Below are 18,286 nucleotides of genomic sequence, written 5' to 3'. Positions count from 1 at the left end.
TCGCCCGCTGCCACGGCTTGCGGGCGACGCCTTCGGACGCAGCCTTCTGACAAGGGGTAGCACCATGCCGGATCAGAAATACGTCGCAGCCATCGACCAGGGCACCACCTCGAGCCGTTGCATCATCTTCAACCAGGACGGCGCGATCGTCGCCGTCGACCAGCGTGAGCACCGCCAGATCTTCCCGAAGCCGGGCTGGGTGGAGCACGACGCCACCGAGATCTGGTCCAAGGTGCAGGCCGTCGTCGCCGGCGCCCTCGCCAAGGCGGGCCTGCGCGCCGAGCAGCTCAGCGCGCTCGGCATCACCAACCAGCGGGAGACGACGGTCCTTTGGGACCGCGCCACCGGCAAGCCCGTGCACAACGCGATCGTCTGGCAGGACACCCGCACCGCCGCCCTCTGCAACGAGCTGGGCGGCACGGACGGCCAGGACCGCTTCCGCGACGCCACCGGTCTGCCGCTGGCCAGCTACTTCTCCGGGCCCAAGGCGGCCTGGCTCCTGGACAACGTGCCGGGCCTGCGCAGCCGCGCCGAGCGGGGCGAGATCGCCTTCGGCACCATCGACTCGTGGCTGATCTGGAACCTCACGGGCGGCACCCAGGGCGGCGTCCACGTCACGGACGTCACCAACGCGGGCCGCACCATGCTGATGAACCTCGAGACCCTGCAATGGGACCAGTCGATCCTGTCGGCCATGAACGTCCCCGAGGCGGTCCTGCCGGAGATCAAGTCCTCGGCCGAGGTGTACGGCAACGCGGTCGGCCAGCTCTCCGGGGTGCCGGTCGCCTCGGCGCTCGGCGACCAGCAGGCCGCGATCTTCGGGCAGGCCTGCTACGACACCGGCCAGGCGAAGAACACGTACGGCACCGGCAGCTTCCTGCTCCTCAACACCGGCAACCGTCCGGTGCCCTCGAAGAACGGGCTGCTCACCACCATGGGCTACCAGATCGGCGGCGAGGCCCCGGTCTACTGCCTGGAGGGCTCCATAGCGATCACCGGCGCTCTGGTGCAGTGGTTCCGCGACCAGCTCGGGATCATCCGCAGCGCCGACGAGATCGAGCCACTGGCGGCGAGCGTCGAGGACAACGGCGGGGCGTACATCGTCCCCGCGTTCTCCGGCCTGTTCGCGCCGTACTGGCGCTCGGACGCCCGCGGTGTCATCACCGGTCTGACGCGGTACGTCACCAAGGCGCACCTCGCCCGCGCGGTGCTGGAGGCGACCAGCTGGCAGACGCGCGAAGTCGTCGACGCCATGTACCAGGACTCGGGCGTGCACATCACGACGCTCAAGGTCGACGGCGGCATGACCAAGAACAATCTGCTGATGCAGCACCAGGCGGATGTCCTCGGCGTGCCGGTGGTCCGGCCGAAGGTGTCCGAGACGACGTGTCTGGGTGCGGCGTACGCGGCCGGGCTCGCGACCGGCGTGTGGAACGACACCGACGAGCTGAAGACCCACTGGCAGCGGGACGCCGAATGGTCGCCGCAGATGGGACAGGCGGAGCAGGAGCGCGAGTACCACAACTGGCGCAAGGCGGTGGAGAAGAGCTTCGGCTGGCAGGAGGACGGCGACTGACCTTCGTCCCGCCCGAGAGCTGCGGCCCGTACCCCGGTCGGCGGGGGTACGGGCCGTTGCCGTACCTCAGGAAGGTCAGCCGGTGGTCGCAGGCTCGCGGGCGGCCGCGGCCGTGGCCATCGCGTGCTGGACCACCGTGATGAGGACCGACTTGACGGACTCGCGCTCCCGCGCGTCGCACAGCATCACCGGCACGTCCTCGTCCAGGTCGAGCGCCTGGCGCACGGTGGCCTCGGGGTAACGGTCGGCCCCGTCGAAGCAGTTGACCGCGATCATGAAGGGGATGCCGCGCCGCTCGAAGTAGTCGACGCCTGCGAAGCAGTCCTCGAGCCGCCGGGTGTCGGCGAGGACCACGGCGCCGAGGGCGCCTTGTGCCAACTCGTCCCACAGGAACCAGAAGCGGTCCTGTCCCGGCGTGCCGAAGAGGTACAGCACCAGGTCCTCGCGCAGGGTGATCCGCCCGAAGTCCATGGCCACGGTGGTGGTGTTCTTGGCCTCGACGCCGTGGAGATCGTCGACGGGCCTCCCTGCCTCGCTGAGCGTCTCCTCGGTGCGCAGTGGCTTGATCTCGCTGACCGCGCCGACGAGCGTCGTCTTGCCGACGCCGAAGCCGCCGGCCACCAGGATCTTGAGGGTGACCGGTTCGACGGGTGCCTTACGGCGTCCAGCGCGCCCGAGGACCATGGCTCTCCACTCCTGGTTCACCGCTCTGTGGTGCGGATGTGTGTACGGAACACCTGTGTGACGTGCGGGAGTTCCGGAGAGACTCTAGCGGCGGCGAGATTCCGCTTCACTCGGGGTGGCCGATGTGGCCGGATCGGTTCCCTGGCTCCGGGACGCGCGGCCGTAGCCGCCGCCTCCGGGTGTCTCGATGACGAGTACGTCGCCGGGGCCGAGCTCCACGGAATCGCTGCCGTCGAGTCGTACGACGGTGCCGTCCGTACGCTCCACACGGTTGGCCCCGAGGGCCCCGGGCAGGCCGCCTGCCATGCCGTAGGGCGCGACCCTGCGGTGCCCGGACAGGGTCGACACGGTCATCGCCTCCAGGAAGCGGATGCGGCGCACCGCGCCGTCGCCGCCGGGCCAGCGGCCCGCTCCCCCGCTGTGGGCGCGTACCTCGAACTCCTCGAGGAGCACGGGCAGTCGCCACTCCAGGATCTCGGGGTCGGTGAGACGGGAGTTGGTCATGTGGGTCTGCACGACGGGCGCCCCGGGAAAGCCGTCGCCCGCGCCGGAGCCGGAGGCCACGGTCTCGTAGTACTGGAAGCGGTCGTTGCCGAAGGTGACGTTGTTCATCGTGCCCGAGCCCTCCGCCTGGACCTTCAGGGCGCCGTAGATCGCGCCCGTGATGGCCTGCGACGTCTCCACGTTGCCGGCGACGACGGCCGCGGGTGGTGCGGGCGCGAGCATGCACCCGCGCGGGACGACGATCTTCAGGGGGCGCAGGCAGCCGTCGTTGAGCGGGATGTCGTCGGCGACGAGGGTGCGGAAGACGTACAGGACGGCCGCGTTCACCACGGCGTAGGGGGCGTTGAAGTTGCCGGGGAGCTGCGCGGACGTGCCGGTGAAGTCGATCGTGGCGCTGCGGGTGGCGCGGTCGACCGTGACGCGGACCTTGATGGTGGCGCCCAGATCGGTCTCGTAGGCGTACTCGCCGTCGTCGAGGGCGTCGATGACGCGGCGTACCGCGTCCTCGGCGTTGTCCTGGACGTGCTTCATGTACGCCTGGACGACGTCGAGCCCGAAGTGGCCGATCATCTTGCCGACCTCCTCGACGCCCTTGGCGTTGGCGGCGATCTGGGCGCGCAGATCGGCGAGGTTGGTGGCCGGGTTGCGGGACGGGAAGGGCGCCTCCGTAAGGAGGTCGTACGTCTCCTGCTCGCGGAAGCGGCCGCCTTCGGTGAGCAGCCAGTTGTCGAAGAGGATGCCCTCCTCGTCGATGGTGCGGCTGTGCGCGGGCATGGAGCCGGGCGCGATGCCGCCGATCTCCGCGTGGTGGCCGCGGGAGGCGACGTAGAAGAGGATTCGGGTGCCGTCGGCGTCGAAGACGGGCGTGATCACGGTGACATCGGGGAGGTGGGTGCCGCCGTGGTAGGGGTCGTTGACGGCGTACGCGTCCCCTGGGCGCATGGTCGAGGCGCGGCGGTCGATGACCTCCTTGACGCTGGTGCCCATCGAGCCCAGGTGGACGGGGATGTGGGGCGCGTTGGCGACCAGGTTGCCGTCCGGGTCGAAGAGGGCGCAGGAGAAGTCGAGGCGTTCCTTGATGTTGACCGACTGGGCGGTGGACTCCAGGCGGGCGCCCATCTGTTCGGCGATCGACATGAAGAGGTTGTTGAAGACCTCCAGGAGGACCGGGTCGGCCGTCGTGTCCGCCTCGGGGCCGGTGGGGGCCTCGGTGCGGTGCATGATCAGGTGGCCCTCGTCGTTCATGGCCGCCTGCCAGCCGTCGTCGACGACCGTGGTGGCGTTCGCCTCGGTGATCACGGCAGGGCCGTCGATCCGCTCGCGCGGGGGCAGTTCCTCGCGCCGGTGCAGGGGTACGTCGTGCCAGGTGCCGCCCGTGTGCAACCGCGCGTGCTGCGATCGCTCCCCACGCGCGCGTAGTTGCCGAAGTCCGGTCAGGTCGGGCGGGTCGGTGACACCCGTCGCCTCGATGGAGAGGGCTTCGACGACGATCGGGCGGTCGAGCGCGAAGGAGTACGTGGCCCGGTGGTGCTCCTCGAACTCCTCGGCCATCGTCTTCGGGTCAGTGAGGGCCACGGTGAGGGCGGTGTCGGTGCCGTCGTAACGGAGTTGGGCGCGGCGGGCGATCTCGATGCGGTCCTCGGGCACGTCCTCGGCGAGGAGTTCGGCGCGGGCCGCCTCCTCCAGGGCGTCGGCGGTCTCCTGGACGCGGGGCATGGACGCCGGTTCCAGGGGCGCCTCGACGGACTGCTCGCGCATGGCCGTCGTATCGGCGAGACCGATGCCGAGCGCGGACAGGACGCCCGCCATGGGCGGGACGAGGACGGTACGGATGCCCAGCGAGTCGGCGACCGCGCAGGCGTGCTGGCCGCCCGCGCCGCCGAAGGTGGTGAGCGCGTAGCGGGTGACGTCGTGGCCCTTCTGGACCGAGATGCGCTTGATCGCGCCCGCGATGTTGGCCACGGCGACGCGCAGATAGCCCTCGGCGACCTGCTCGGGGGTGCGGTCGTCGCCGGTGCTCTCGCGGATCTCGGCGGCGAGGGCGGTGAAGCGGCCGCGTACGAGGGCGTCGTCCAGGGGCTGGTCGCCGTCCGGGCCGAACACCCGGGGGAAATAGGCGGGTTGGATGCGGCCGAGCATCACATTGGCGTCCGTGACGGTGAGCGGGCCGCCGCCCCGGTAGCAGGCGGGCCCGGGCGCCGCGCCCGCCGAGTCGGGGCCGACCCGGTAGCGGCTGCCGTCGAAGTGCAGGACGGAGCCGCCGCCCGCTGCGACCGTGTGGATGTCCAGCATGGGAGCGCGCAGCCGGACGCCCGCGATCTGTGTGGTGAAGACCCGTTCGTACTCTCCCGCGAAGTGCGAGACGTCCGTGGAGGTGCCGCCCATGTCGAAGCCGATGACCTTGTCGAAGCCCGCGCGCTGCGACATGCGCGCCATGCCGACGATCCCGCCGGCCGGGCCGGACAGGATGGCGTCCTTGCCGCGGAACTGGTTCGCCTCGGCCAGGCCGCCGTTGGACTGCATGAACATCAGCCGTACGCCGTGGAGTTGGCCGGCGACCTGGTGCACATAGCGGCGCAGAACGGGTGAGAGGTAGGCGTCCACGACCGCCGTGTCGCCGCGCGGGACCAGCTTCATCAGCGGGCTGACCTCGCTGGAGAGGGAGATCTGCGGGAAGCCGGTGCGGGCGGCGAGCCTGCCGATGGCCTGCTCGTGGCCGGGGTGCAGATGGCTGTGCATGCAGACCACGGCGAGGGCCCGGATCCCGTCGTCGTACACGCTCTTGAGCTCCGCGGCGAGGCTGTCGAGGTCGGGCGGGGTGAGGACCGTGCCGTCGGCGGCGAGGCGTTCGTCGACCTCGATGACGCGCTCGTAGAGGAGTTCGGGGAGGACGATCTCGCGGGCGAAGATGTGCGGGCGGTTCTGGTACGCGATGCGCAGGGCGTCCCGGAAGCCGCGGGTGATCACGAGGGCGGTGCGTTCGCCCTTGCGTTCCAGGAGGGCGTTGGTGGCGACCGTGGTGCCCATGCGGACTGCGTCGATCCGGGCGTCCTCGATCGTGCCCGGTCCGGGTGCGCCGCTCGGTCCGGGTGCGCCGCTCAGGAGTTCGCGGATGCCCGCCACGGCGGAGTCGCGGTAGCGGGAGGGGTTTTCGGACAGGAGCTTGTGGGTGACGAGGCGGCCGTCCGGGCGGCGGGCCACCACGTCCGTGAACGTACCGCCGCGGTCGATCCAGAACTGCCAGCCGGGTGTGGTCCGCGCGTCTGTCCCTGTCACGGGGATCTCCTGCTCGCAGGCGGTCGCCGGGCGGTCCGGGCGCCGCTGCTCAGAGCGCGCGCAGACCGCTGATCACATCGCGCAGGATACTCTCGTCCGGCAGTTCCGCCGGGGGGACGGGGCGGGTGACGTGCACCAGTTCGTCGGCCACGAGATCGCCGATGAGCACCCGGACGACCCCGATGGGCAGGTCGAGCTCCGAGGCCAGTTCGGCGACGGACTGCGGGGCGCTGCGGCACAGTTCGACTATGTCGACGTGCTCGGGCGCGAGGGTCTGGTCCGCCTCCGGGTCGTCGGCGTGCGTCTGGGCGACGACCACCGCGATCAGGTCGAGGCGGTGCTGGCCCGCGCTGGTCGTGCGGCCGCGCGTCATGGCGTACGGGCGCACCACCGGTCCGGCGTCGTCGTCGAACCAGTGGGCCCCGTTGCCGGATATCCCGGTCTGGCCGGCGGCATCCTCAGCAGTCATGCCATTTCACTACCCTCCGGCGGGCAGATCGGTGCGCGGAGCGGTGGCCAGATGTGCGCCGACCCGCTTGACCAGCAAGGTCATTTCGTAGGCGACCAGGCCGACGTCCGAGTCCGCGTCGGAGAGCACCGCCAGGCAGCTGCCGTCACCGGCCGCCGTGACGAACAGGAAGGCGTCGTCGAGCTCGACGACGGTCTGCCGGACCCGGCCCGCGTCGAAGTGCCGGCCGACGCCCTTGGCAAGGCTGTGGAAGCCGGAGGCCACGGCGGCCAGGTGCTCGCTGTCCTCACGGCTCAGGTTCTGCGAGAGGCCGGTGGGCAGGCCGTCGCCGGAGAGCACCACCGCCTTGCGGATGCTGGCCACGCGCGAGACCAGGTCGTCGAGCAGCCAGTTCAGCTCGCCGGTGGTGCGGCCTGCGGTTCCTGGGGTGGTGTGTGGTGCGGTCATCGACCGTCCCCCTCCGGTGTGGTGCGGTGTGGTGCTGTGATTTCTTCGGCCGGTTCGGCTGGCTCGGCTTCGTCGGCCTGTTCAGCTTCGTCGGCCTGTTCAGCTTGTGCGGCTGATTCGGCTTCCGTGGCTGATGCGGCTGCTTCGGCGTCTGCGGTTTCGGCCGGGGCGGCGCCAGGGTCGGTGGCGTCGGAATCTGCTGTGGTGGCGTCGGGAGCAGGGCTCGCGAAGGGGCCGTCGGAAGCGGGCGGGGCCTCCGGTGCGGGAGCGGCATGCGGGAGCGTGTCCGCCGGGCCCGTGTCGGCCAGGTCTGTGTCCGCCGGGCCCGTGCCCGCCAGGCTCGTGTCGGCCAGGCCCATGTCCGCCGAGGCGGTGGCCGTGTCCGTCGACGGCGAGGTCTCGCCGTTGTCCCTGCGACCGCGCTGCCAGCCGCGCTGCAGCGAGGCCATCCGGCTGCGCACCTCGTCCGCGTCACGCTCCTCGGGAGCCTGCGCGCGCACCGGCTCGCGCTCCTGCGCGTCCTTCAACTGCGGGGCCAGGCTGGCCTGGCGGACCCGGCGGGGCAGGTTCGCGGTCGGCACGTCGATGCCGCGATCCGCCGCAGCGGCCGTCCGGTCCGGCGAGTCGCCCCGCGTGAAGTCCGCCGTGGTGGCGGCCTGCGAGGTCGGTACGGGGTCCACGGCGGGCCCGGCTTCCGAGGCGGGCGAGCGGCCGGGCGCGGGCTCGCCGGGCTCGGCTGCCGGGCGGGGCCGGGTCTGCGGTACGGGCCTGCCGTGCGAGCTCACGAGCTTGGGCGTCCGGCTGCGGCGGGGCAGCGGCACCGGTCCGGAGCCGCTGCCGGCGCCGCCCGGCTCCGGCCCCGTGCCGACGGAACGTACGGGACCTCCGGGGCGCCCCAACGGCTCCAGCCGTCCGGCGCGATCCGGCCGGGCCGACTCACCCTCCGCCCCGACCGCGTCGCGGGCCTGCTGGTGCTCGCCGCGCGGTCCGGTGCCCTCGGGCATGTGCCGGCGCGGTCGGAACAGGCCGCCGCGCTCGCTGTCGGCGTCGTCGAGGTCGCCCAGATCGTCCAGTCCGGCGAGCCTGCTCACGCCGCGCCCCGTGGTGACCGGCGCCTCCAGCTCGACCGGCCCGTCCAGGACGGACGCCGCAAGCCCCGGCAGGGCGACCGGCACCTGCGACAGCTGCGCCGCCTTCTCGCCCGCCACCTCGCGCCCGCGCGGGTCGACGACGCCGTCGAGCCGCAGGCCCGCGCCGTCCGTGTCCGGGGCCTCGGTGAGCAGGGCGTCGGGGATGAAGACGACCGCGGTGGTACCGCCGTACGGCGACGGCTGCAGGGAGACCCGGACGTTCTGCCGCTGGGCCAGCCGGCTGACCACGAACAAGCCGAGCCGGTCGGTGTCGGACAGCTCGAACTCGGGCGTCTCCGCGAGCCGCAGATTGGCGTCGAGCAGCGCCTCCGCCGTCATGCCGAGGCCCCGGTCGTGGATCTCCAGGGTGAAGCCGTTGGCGACCCGCTCGCCGTGCACCTGCACCGCGGTGTGCGGGGGCGAGAACACCGTGGCGTTCTCCAGGAGTTCGGCCGCGAGGTGGGTGAGGTCGGCGACGGCGGGCCCGGTGACGGCGATGCGGGGCAGCCGGCGGACCTCGATGCGCTCGTAGTCCTCGACCTCGGCGACCGCGGCCCGTACGACGTCCATCAGCTGGACGGGCTTGCGCCACTGCCGGGACGGGGAGGCGCCGGAGAGGATCACCAGGCCCTCCGCGTGCCGCCGCATGCGGGTGGTGAGGTGGTCCAGGCGGAACAGGTCCGCGAGCTCCTCGGTGTCCTCGGTGCGGCGCTCCATGGTGTCGAGGAGCGTGAGCTGCTTGTGCAGCAGGACCTGGCTGCGCCGGGCGAGGTTGACGAAGACCTCGGAGACGCCGCGCCGCATGCCGGCCTGCTTCACGGCGGCCTCGACGGCGGCCCGTTGCAGGGTGTTGAGGGCCTGGCCGACCTGGCCCATCTCGTCCTTGTCGTACTCGAGGCGGGGTGCCTCGGTCTCGACGTCGACCTGCTCGCCGGCCGCGAGGCGGCGCATCACGCTGGGCAGCCGGACCCCGGAGACCTCGTGGGCGTCCTTGCGCAGCCGGGTCAGGTCACGGACCAGGCCGCGTCCGATGCGTACCGACAGACCCAGCGAGAAGAGCAGGGCGAACAGGCCGAGGATGCCCGCTCCGGCCGCCTTGAGGAGGACGCCGATGGCGTGCGGCTGGACCCGATCCTGATAGCGGTCGCCCGCGGCTGTGCTGAGTTCGGCGAGGTCGTCCAGGACATCGGTCGCCGCCTTGTCCCAGCGTGCCGGGGTGATGCCGCGCGGCTTGCCCGGCTCGGACTCCAGGACTCTCTCCTCGGCCTGGAGCAGCGGGGTGGTGGCGGGGCTGCGCAGATAGCGCTGGTAGCGGTCGCGCTCGTCCGTCGGCAGGACTTCGAGGCTGATGTCGACGCGGAGCTGGCGCTGGGCCACGAGGGCGGAGGCGAGCCGCAGTTGCTCGATGTCGAAGTTGTCGGACACCAGGGCGGCGCCGACCAGCGCGTCCTCGCGGGAGAGCAGCTCGCGGGCGCGGGCGAGGCCGACCAGGGCGCGGCCCTGCTTGTCCATCTCCACGTCGTCCAGGCCGTGCAGGGTCAGCAGGAAGCTGTAGCAGGGGTCGATCAGGTCGCTGTAGTGGTCCAGGGTCCGCGCGGCCGTGATCGCCTTGGGGCCCGCATCGACCGACTGGCGCAGCGAATCGACCTCGCCGAGCCCTTCGATGATCGAGTCGAGCTTGGCCGCCGAGTCACCGGTCAACTCGTCCCGGACGTCCGGGTCTTCGGCATTGGCGCGGATGTGGTCCACCAGTTCATCGGTGGCGGCGCGCTGGGTGCGGAGTTTGTCGGGTACGTCGGAGGCGCGTGGGTCGGCCAGGTAGGTGACGCTCTGGCGGCGTTCCTCCTGAATGAGCCGGACCAGGTCCTCGATCGGATAGCCGACCTCTTCGACGATGAAGGACACGTCGAGCAATTGGTCCGCCTCGCGCCAGGTGAAGGCGGTGGCAACGCCCCAAATGGCGGTCAGGGAAAGCAGCGGCACCAGGAGCAACGCCACGATCTTCCGGCGGATGGACTTCCCGCGAAAGCGCATGGCCTCCCCCAGCTCACCCCCCGTGACCGGGGGTACGTCAATAAACGGCGTGAGCCTACTACTGCCACATGAGCAACTCGAAGGCACGTCCGGTCATCTCCGGTCACTTTTCGGCCGAAGCATGCAAGGCTCGTCATGAGTTGTCCCCTCTTAATCGGAGATTGCCGCCTCGTATGTGGCACAGGCCACGGAGCGCCATCTCGCCATGCGGCGGGTCCAGTTGGCCGGAATTCGTCGATACGGGCGCACGATGTGGGAGATCAGGCCTCTTCGGGGAATCCGAAGGGGGCAATGGAGGGTGAATACAGGCCCTCTTGCGGCGAATCCGGCGAATGGGCGCGGGCCGATGCGTGCGGGCGCGCGCAGGCGTGTGCAGGTGCGTGCACGTGCGTACTTACGGCCGGAATCCCACCCGCACCCTTGGGTCGCCGGGAATCTTTCGGTCGCTCCATTCGTCCTGCCAGTACGGCAGTTGTCGGCCGGTATGGCAGTTGGGCGCAGTTGAGCGGGGAATAAACCGGCGCAAGCCGGGCAGTCACTGAGGAGTCGGGCGCGAGCGCACCGGGGGCGGTCGGCTGTGAGGCGGCGGGGAGTGACTTGGTGATGGTGTCGGCAGAGCAGCATGTGCCGTCAGTGGGGCAGCGAGGTCCCGCGGCGGAGCCACGGGACCGGGAGCGGCAGTTGTGGGTCGAGGAACCCGCTCTTCGGCGGCGGCTGCCCGACCCGGTGCGTACGGCCGCGGTCCGAGCGGTGATCATCGTGGCGCTGACCATGATCCAGGCGATGGTGGCGTTCCTGTCCACCCTGGCCGGGTCGTGGCTCGCCTTCCCCATGGTCCTCAGCAGCGTGGCCAGCACGGTCGTGGCCACCTGGGGCGTGCTCGACGTGTGGGTCACCCGGCAGGTGTGGAACCAACGGCACGGCGTGGTGTCGATGCCGAGCAGCACGGCGCGCGGGCTCCGCAAGGAGCGCCGCAGGGCCCGCCGCGCGGCCCGGGCCACGGCTCGGGCGCGGCCAGCTCCCGGCGGGCACCTTTCGCAAGCCTGATCACTGGCCCGATCACGGGCCCGATCGGGGTCCGGTCACAGGCTTGCGGCTGCCGCCTGCGACACCCCCATGTCCGCCTCCCCCGCCCGCAGTTCCCTGCGTACGCGCATGAAGGGCCGGGGCCGGTCCACCGCGAGCACCGCGGTCGTACGGCCCGCGCGCTCATAGCGGGCGAGGAGGCTGCCCTCGGCCGGGGAGCCCTCGGCGATGCGGACGCCGTCGCCGGGTCGGCGGCGGCCCGCGAACTGGATGCGGGCTCCGTACTGGTCCGACCAGAAGTACGGCACACCACGCACGGCCTCGACGGTACGGCCGGCCAGGAGGTTGCGTACGGCCACGGCGGGCTGCTCGGTGGCGCTGGTCCAGTGCTCGGCACGCTCCCCGCCGACCCTCGCCACATCGCCGACGGCGACGACGTTCGCCAGTGCGGTGACACAGCCCGCATCGCAGGCGACGCCCCGGTCCAGGTCCGGTGCGGCGAGCGGGGAGTCCTGCAGCCAGGCCGTGTTCGGCGCGGCCCCGATGCCCACGACGACCAGGTCGGCGGGCAGCCGGGCCCCGTCCGCGAGTTCCACGGAAGTGACCTCGCGCGGGCCGTGCAGCGCCGCCACGCCGGTGCCGCAGCGCAGGCGGACCCCACGCCGCTCGTGCAGCCCGGCGCAGAACTCGGCCATGTCGGGGCCCAGTTGGGGCAGCAGCGGCAGCCGCGCCGCCTCGACCACGGTCACCTCATGGCCGAGCGCGGCGCACGAGGAGGCGGTCTCGGCCCCGATGAAGCCGCCGCCGATCACCACGATCCGGCGGGCGCCTTCATGCAGTCGGTCCCGCAGGGCGCGGGCGTCGTCGAGCGTGCGCAGCAGGTGTACGCCGCCGAGGGGCGGGCCCGGCAGCGGCCGGGCACGGGCCCCGGTGGCGATGACCACGCCGTCCGTGTGGACGGTACGCCCGTCGGCCAGGACGACGTCCCGCGCGCGGGCGTCCAGACCGCGGGCGGGGACGCCGAGAAGCCACTCGGCAGCGAGGTCGGCGAGCTCCTCCGGGTCGCACAGGGCCACCTGTTCCTCGTCGGGCGGGCCCGTGAGGTAGCTCTTCGACAGCGGCGGACGGTCGTACGGCAGCCGGCCCTCCGCGCCGATCACGACGAGCCGGCCGTCGAACCCCTGCGCGCGCAGGGCCCGCACCGCGTACAGGCCCGCGAGCGAGGCGCCCACCACGGTGACCGTTCTCATGCGGCGCTGCCCTCCTCGGCGGCCGGGCGGACGCAGATCATGCCGTCGATCACGGCCACCTGGTGGGTGCGTACGGGCCGGCGGGCGGGCAGGCAGGTCGGCTGCCCCGTGCGAAGGTCGAATGAGGCGGCGTGCAGCGGGCATTCGACCTGACAGTCCTCCAGCCAGCCTTCGGACAGCGAGGCGTCCTGATGGGTGCAGGTGTCGTCGATGGCGTACAGCTCGCCGTCGGCGTTGAACACGGCGATCGGCGGTGCGGTGTCGAGGCGGACGGATTCGCCTTCGGGGAGGTCTTCAAGACGGCAGACGGGTATCACAGGCCCCCCTGTGTCAGAACGGGATGTGTCAGTACGGGATCACGACAGTGTCAGTACGGGATTCACGAAAGGACGGGATGCACGACCGTTCGGTAACATCGTGTTGCGTATGACGCGTCAACGCGCGCTGTACGCAACAGAATCCGGGCGGGAGGCGAGCCGCGTCAAGCGCTTCCCGGCAATGCGTCCCGGACCGGCCCCTGAGGCGGTGGGAACTGACCTATGACTGGCAAGAGCGACAGCAACGGCAACACCCGCAACAACGGCAGCTCCGTACAGTCCGTGGACCGCGCGGTGAGCGTCCTCGAAATCCTCGCCGAGCTGGGCGAAGCGGGCGTCACGGAGATCGCCGACGCGCTGGAGGTGCACCGCTCGACGGCGTTCCGGCTGCTCGGCGTGCTGGAGAACCGCGGCCTGGTGGGGCAGGCCCAGGATCGCGGAAAGTACTTTCTGGGCGCGGGAGTTCTGCGTCTGGCCGGGGCGGCCGCGGTGCGCCTGGACATATCCCAGGAGGGTGCCCCGGTCTGCCGGGAGCTCGCCGACGAGCTGGGCGAGACGGTGAACATCGCGGTCCTGGACGACGATGCCGCGGTCAACATCATGCAGGCGCGCGGGCCGTCCGCCGTCACCGCGCAGAACTGGCTGGGCCGGCGCACCCCGCTGCACGCCACCTCCAGCGGCAAGGTCCTGCTCGCCCATCTGCCGACCACCCTGCGCGAGGGCCTGCTCGCGCGCAGCCTGCCCCGCTTCACCGAGCACACGGTGACCGGCTCCGCGGCCCTGCGCACCGAGCTGAAGTCTGTCACGGAGCTCGGATACGCCCAGGCCAGAGAGGAGTTGGAGGTGGGCCTGACGGCCGTGGCGGCGCCGGTGCGGGCGCACGACGGCAAGGTCATCGGGGCCATCAGCGTCTCGGGGCCGGTGTACCGGCTGACCGAGGACCGGCTCGACCAGCTGTCCGAGCGGGCGGTGGTGGTCGCCGGGGACCTCTCGCGGCGGATGGGGTACGGATTCTGACGGATCGTCGAGGACGCGGGGACGCACGACGCCGGGCACGTTCCGGCGGAGCACCGGATGGACGGATTCCGGCCAGGGCGGTGCGCCTTTTACCCAGGCTTAACCCGGCGTCCCCGACGGCCTCTTGACGGCCTGGCACCGCCGTTCCCACTATGTCTCTCATCGCGCAACACGGCGTGTAGTGCGCAACACCCGATGGTTCGCAACACCCGATGGTTCGCAGCACCCGATGGTTCGCCGCACCCGTAGGTGCCCGACGGCCGTAGGCTCGCAGCGTCCGTAGGTTCGCCATTCTCGAAGGGGGTGGGCATTGTGTCGTACGAGGTCCGCGGTGTCGTAGCGGCCAAGAAGGGTGCGCCGGTCGAGGTGCAGACGATCGTCGTCCCCGACCCGGGCCCCGGCGAGGTCCTGGTGGACGTGCAGGCCTGCGGGGTCTGCCACACCGATCTGCACTACCGCGAGGGCGCGATCAACGACGAGTTCCCGTTCCTGCTCGGCCATGAGGCGGCCGGCACGATCGCGGCCGTCGGCGAGGGAGTCACCGACCTCGCACCCGGCGACTACGTGGTGCTCGCCTGGCGCGCCCCCTGCGGTCGCTGTCGTTCGTGTCGCCGCGGCCGCCCCTGGTACTGCTTCGACTCGCTCAACGCCACCCAGCCCATGACCCTCCTGGACGGCACCCCGCTCTCCCCCGCCCTCGGCATCGGCGCCTTCGCCGAGAAGACCCTGGTCGCGGCCGGCCAGGCCGTGAAGGTCGACCCGGCGGCCCGCCCCGAGGCGGCCGGCCTCATCGGCTGTGGCGTGATGGCCGGCTACGGCGCGGCGGTGAACACCGGCGGGGTCTCCCGCGGCGACACGGTCGCCGTCATCGGCTGCGGCGGCGTCGGCAACGCCGCGATCGCGGGAGCCTCCCTCGCCGGCGCCCGCCGGGTCATCGCCATCGACATCGACAACGCCAAGCTGGCGGGCGCCGAGCGCTTCGGCGCCACCCACACCGTCAACTCGCGCGGCACCGACCCGATCGAGGCGGTGCGCGAGCTGACCGGCGGCTTCGGGGTCGACGTCGCGATCGACGCGGTCGGCCGCCCGGAGACGTACAAGCAGGCCTTCTACATGCGCGACCACGCCGGGATCATGGTCCAAGTCGGCGTTCCTGACCCCGAGATGAAGATCGAGATCCCGCTGATCGACGTCTTCTCGCGCGGCGGCGCCGTCAAGTCGTCCTGGTACGGGGACTGTCTGCCGACCCGCGACTTCCCCATCCTCATCGACCAGTACCTGAGCGGCCGCCTCGACCTCGGCGGCTTCGTCTCGGAGACGATCGCGCTCGAGCAGGTGGAGCAGGCGTTCACGAAGATGCACCACGGCCAGGTGCTCCGCTCGGTGGTCGTCCTGTGACGACGGCGGGCCGGGCGCGCATCGAACGCGTCGTCACCTCGGGGACGTTCAGCCTCGACGGCGAGACTTTCGACGTCGACAACAACGTCTGGCTGATCGGTGACGACGAGGAGGTGCTGATCGTGGATGCGGCGCATGACGCGCACGCCATCCATCAGGCCGTGGGCGGCCGCGGGGTCACCGCGATCGTGTGCACGCACGGCCACGACGACCACATCGGCGCGGCGGCCGAGCTGGCCGCCCTGACCGGGGCGCCCGTCCTGCTGCACCCGCAGGATCTGCAGCTGTGGACCGCGGTCCACCCGGACCGCAAGCCGGACGGCGAACTCGCCGACGGACAACGGCTGTACGTCGCCGGGATCGAGGTCCAGGTGATCCATACGCCCGGCCACACCTGGGGCAGCTGCTCCCTCCATGTGCCCTTCCTCAACACGGTCTGCACCGGCGACACCCTGTTCCACGGCGGCCCCGGCGCCACCGGCCGCTCCTTCTCGGACCGCCCCACCCTCGTGACGTCCGTGCGCGGACGCCTCCTGACGCTGCCCGCGGACACCGTCGTCCGCACCGGGCACGGCGAGGACACCACCATCGGCGCCGAGCGCGCCAACGTGCCGACCTCGTAAGGCAAGACGCGCCAACGTGCCGACCGCATAAGGCAATACGCCTCATACACGCATACGCCACTTGCTCCCCACCAGCACGAGGAGGGGTATGTCCAGCACGCCTGAAAACACCGCAGGTCCCCGGGTGGTCGTCATCGGTGCCGGCATCGTCGGCTGCTCCCTCGCCGACGAGCTCACCGCCCGCGGCTGGACCGATGTCACGGTCCTGGAGCAGGGTCCGCTCCCGGCCCCCGGCGGTTCCACGTCCCACGCCCCCGGCCTCGTCTTCCAGACCAATCCGTCGAAGACGCTGACCGAGTTCGCCGCGTACACCGTCGAGAAGTTCGTCGGGCTCGGCGCCTTCCGGCAGGTGGGCGGCCTGGAGCTGGCCACCACCCCCGAGCGCTGGGCCGATCTGCACCGCAGGGCGGGGCTCGCCGCGTCCTGGGGCGTACGGGGCGAGCTGATCACCGCGGCGCGCTGCAAGGAGCTGTGGCCGTTGCTCGACGAGTCCCGGGTGCTCGGCGGATTCCTCACCCCGGACGACGGGCTCGCGCGAGCCGTGGAAGCCTCCCGAGCCCAGATCGAGCGGGCCAGCGGGCGGGGCGCCCGCTTCCTCGACCGGCACACCGTGACCGGCATCGAGCAGTCGGACGGCCGTGTCACCGGCGTCGTCACCGACCGCGGCACCTTCCCGGCCGACCACGTGGTCTCCGCGGCCGGATTCTGGGGCCCGGTGATCGGCCGGATGGCCGGGGTCGACGTGCCGCTGCTCCCCCTCGCCCACCAGTACGCGAAGACTTCGCCCCTGCCCCAACTCCCCGCCGGTGACGGGGAGGCGTCCCGCCCGATCCTCCGGTTCCAGGACCGCGACCTGTACTTCCGCGAGCACCACGACCGCCTCGGCATCGGCTCGTACGCCCACCGGCCCCTGCCGGTCGACCCGTTCGCCGTGCCCGCCTACGACGACGCACCGGTCATGCCGACGCGAATGCCTTCGGCGGCTCCCTTCACGCCGGAGGACTTCGCACCGAGCTGGGAAGACTGCGCCTGGCTGATGCCGGATCTCGCCCGGGCCGACGTCGACGAGGGCTTCAACGGCGTCTTCTCCTTCACTCCGGATGGCATGCCGGTCCTCGGCGAATCCCGTGACCTGCGCGGATTCTGGCTCGCGGAGGCGGTGTGGGTGACGCACTCGGCGGGCGTCGCGCGGGCCGTCGCCGAGTGGATGACCACCGGGGACCCCGGCATCGACCTCCACGAGTGCGACCTCACCCGCTTCGAGGACGCCCAGCGCTCTCCCGCCTACATCGCCGAGCGGGGCGCACAGCAGTTCATCGAGGTGTACGACGTCATCCATCCCCTGCAACCGATGGACCGGCCCCGCCCCCTGCGGGTCAGCCCCTTCCACGCGCGCCAGGCCGAGCTCGGCGCGTACAGCCTCGAAGGCGGCGGCTGGGAGCGCCCGCACTGGTTCGAGGCCAACGCCCCGCTGACCGCCGGGCTCGAACTGCCGGACCGGGACGCCTGGTCGGCCCGCCACTGGTCGCCGATCGCCGCCGCCGAGGCGAAGGCCACGCGGGAGCGGGTCGCCCTGTACGACATGACGCCGCTGCGGCGCCTGGAGGTCAGCGGGCCGGGCTCGCTCGGCTTCCTGCAGTACATGACGTCCAACAACCTGGCGAAGAAGCCGGGTTCGGTGACGTACACCCTGCTGCTCGACGAGCGCGGAGGCATACGTTCCGACCTGACCGTCGCCCGGCTCGGCAAGGACCGCTTCCAGGTGGGCGCCAACTCGCCCACCGACCTGGACCGGCTCCTGCGGCACGCGCCCGAGGACGTGCAGGTACGCGACATCACGGCGGGGACCTGCTGCGTCGGCGTATGGGGGCCGCTGGCAAGGGAGTTGGTGCAGCCGCTGACGCGCGACGACTTCTCGCACGCCGGGTTCGGGTACTTCCGGGCCAAGGAGACATACATCGGTCATGTGCCGGTCACCGCTCTGCGGCTGTCGTACGTGGGTGAGCTGGGCTGGGAGCTCTACACGAGCGCCGATCTGGGGCTGCGGCTCTGGGACACGCTGTGGCAGGCGGGGCAGGAGCTCGGGGTGGTCGCGGCCGGGCGGTCGGCGTTCAACAGTCTGCGCCTGGAGAAGGGCTATCGGGCCTGGGGCCAGGACATGACGAGTGAACACACGCCGTTCGAGGCGGGTGTCGGGTTCGCCGTGCGGAAGGACAAGGGCGACTTCCTCGGCCGGGACGCGCTCGTCGAACTGGGCGAACCGGTGCGGAAGTTGACCGCCCTGACGCTCGACGATCCGGCCGCCGTGGTGCTCGGCAAGGAGCCCGTGTACGTCGGTGGGACCCCTTCCGGATACGTCACCAGCGCCGCGTACGGCTACACGCTCGGCCGGTGCGTCGCCTACGCCTGGCTGCCCGCGCTGCCCTCCGGTACCGGCGTACACATCGAGTACTTCGGCGAGAAGGTGCCTGCGACGGTCGCCGATGAGCCGCTGTTCGACCCCAAGATGACCCGCATCCGGCGATAGGGAGGCCT

General features: G+C 71.5%; 13 protein-coding genes. 6 read left to right on the top strand and 7 right to left on the bottom strand.

The annotated features are described in order from the left end of the window. Nucleotides 1-64 precede the first annotated feature (64 nt). Nucleotides 65-1,576: a glycerol kinase GlpK gene (gene glpK, locus OG430_RS40195; RefSeq protein ID WP_327357600.1), complete on the top strand. Its 1,512-nt coding sequence runs from the start codon at nt 65-67 to the stop codon at nt 1,574-1,576. Between the two features lie 75 nt (nt 1,577-1,651). Here glpK and OG430_RS40190 read toward each other — a convergent pair whose 3' ends face one another. The 5 genes from OG430_RS40190 to OG430_RS40170 all read right to left on the bottom strand — a co-directional run bounded on the left by OG430_RS40190 (nt 1,652) and on the right by OG430_RS40170 (nt 10,120). Next, on the bottom strand, nt 1,652-2,260 hold the full coding sequence (locus OG430_RS40190) for a GTP-binding protein (RefSeq protein WP_327357599.1): 609 nt from the start codon (nt 2,258-2,260) through the stop codon (nt 1,652-1,654). A gap of 84 nt (nt 2,261-2,344) precedes the next feature. Continuing rightward, the gene (locus OG430_RS40185) at nt 2,345-6,040 is read right to left on the bottom strand and encodes a hydantoinase B/oxoprolinase family protein (RefSeq protein ID WP_327357598.1); all 3,696 of its coding nucleotides are present in this window, start codon (nt 6,038-6,040) and stop codon (nt 2,345-2,347) included. Nucleotides 6,041-6,089: 49 nt separating this feature from the next. Continuing rightward, entirely contained in the window at nt 6,090-6,509 is a 420-nt protein-coding gene (locus OG430_RS40180) for a DUF742 domain-containing protein (RefSeq protein WP_327357597.1), read from the bottom strand. 9 nt (nt 6,510-6,518) lie between these two features. Next, nucleotides 6,519-6,956, bottom strand: coding sequence for a roadblock/LC7 domain-containing protein (locus tag OG430_RS40175; protein ID WP_327357596.1), 438 nt, complete (start codon nt 6,954-6,956; stop codon nt 6,519-6,521). Continuing rightward, nucleotides 6,953-10,120, bottom strand: a complete 3,168-nt coding sequence (locus OG430_RS40170; protein ID WP_327357595.1) for a sensor histidine kinase — start codon at nt 10,118-10,120, stop codon at nt 6,953-6,955. Before OG430_RS40170 ends, OG430_RS40175 begins: the two co-directional genes overlap by 4 nt. A gap of 603 nt (nt 10,121-10,723) precedes the next feature. On the opposite strand from OG430_RS40170, the gene OG430_RS40165 reads away from it, so the two are divergent. Beyond that, nucleotides 10,724-11,167 (top strand): hypothetical protein, encoded by a 444-nt coding sequence (locus tag OG430_RS40165; RefSeq protein ID WP_327357594.1) that lies wholly within the window; start codon nt 10,724-10,726, stop codon nt 11,165-11,167. A 35-nt stretch (nt 11,168-11,202) separates the two neighbouring features. Here the strand turns inward: OG430_RS40165 and OG430_RS40160 are convergent, their stop codons facing one another. After that, nucleotides 11,203-12,396, bottom strand: a complete 1,194-nt coding sequence (locus tag OG430_RS40160) for an NAD(P)/FAD-dependent oxidoreductase (RefSeq protein WP_327357593.1) — start codon at nt 12,394-12,396, stop codon at nt 11,203-11,205. Continuing rightward, a complete protein-coding gene (locus tag OG430_RS40155) occupies nt 12,393-12,713 on the bottom strand; it encodes a bifunctional 3-phenylpropionate/cinnamic acid dioxygenase ferredoxin subunit (protein WP_327357592.1) in 321 nt (106 codons plus the stop codon). Before OG430_RS40155 ends, OG430_RS40160 begins: the two co-directional genes overlap by 4 nt. 222 nt (nt 12,714-12,935) lie before the next feature. Here OG430_RS40155 and OG430_RS40150 point away from each other — a divergent pair, with 222 nt between their 5' ends. From OG430_RS40150 to OG430_RS40135, 4 genes are all read left to right on the top strand, one after another. After that, the gene (locus OG430_RS40150) at nt 12,936-13,730 is read left to right on the top strand and encodes an IclR family transcriptional regulator (protein WP_327357591.1); all 795 of its coding nucleotides are present in this window, start codon (nt 12,936-12,938) and stop codon (nt 13,728-13,730) included. A 312-nt stretch (nt 13,731-14,042) separates the two neighbouring features. Beyond that, nucleotides 14,043-15,128, top strand: a complete 1,086-nt coding sequence (locus tag OG430_RS40145) for an S-(hydroxymethyl)mycothiol dehydrogenase (protein WP_327357590.1) — start codon at nt 14,043-14,045, stop codon at nt 15,126-15,128. Then, nucleotides 15,125-15,751, top strand: coding sequence for an MBL fold metallo-hydrolase (locus OG430_RS40140; RefSeq protein WP_327357589.1), 627 nt, complete (start codon nt 15,125-15,127; stop codon nt 15,749-15,751). The genes OG430_RS40145 and OG430_RS40140 overlap by 4 nt, the downstream gene beginning before the upstream one ends. An 88-nt stretch (nt 15,752-15,839) precedes the next feature. Continuing rightward, nucleotides 15,840-18,278, top strand: a complete 2,439-nt coding sequence (locus tag OG430_RS40135) for a GcvT family protein (RefSeq protein ID WP_327357588.1) — start codon at nt 15,840-15,842, stop codon at nt 18,276-18,278. Nucleotides 18,279-18,286 lie beyond the last annotated feature (8 nt).

It is taken from the genome of Streptomyces sp. NBC_01304 (genome assembly GCF_035975855.1).
Lineage (GTDB): Bacteria > Actinomycetota > Actinomycetes > Streptomycetales > Streptomycetaceae > Streptomyces.
The sequence above is the reverse complement of the archived record's forward strand: the minus strand, read 5'-3'. Positions and strand labels throughout refer to the sequence as shown.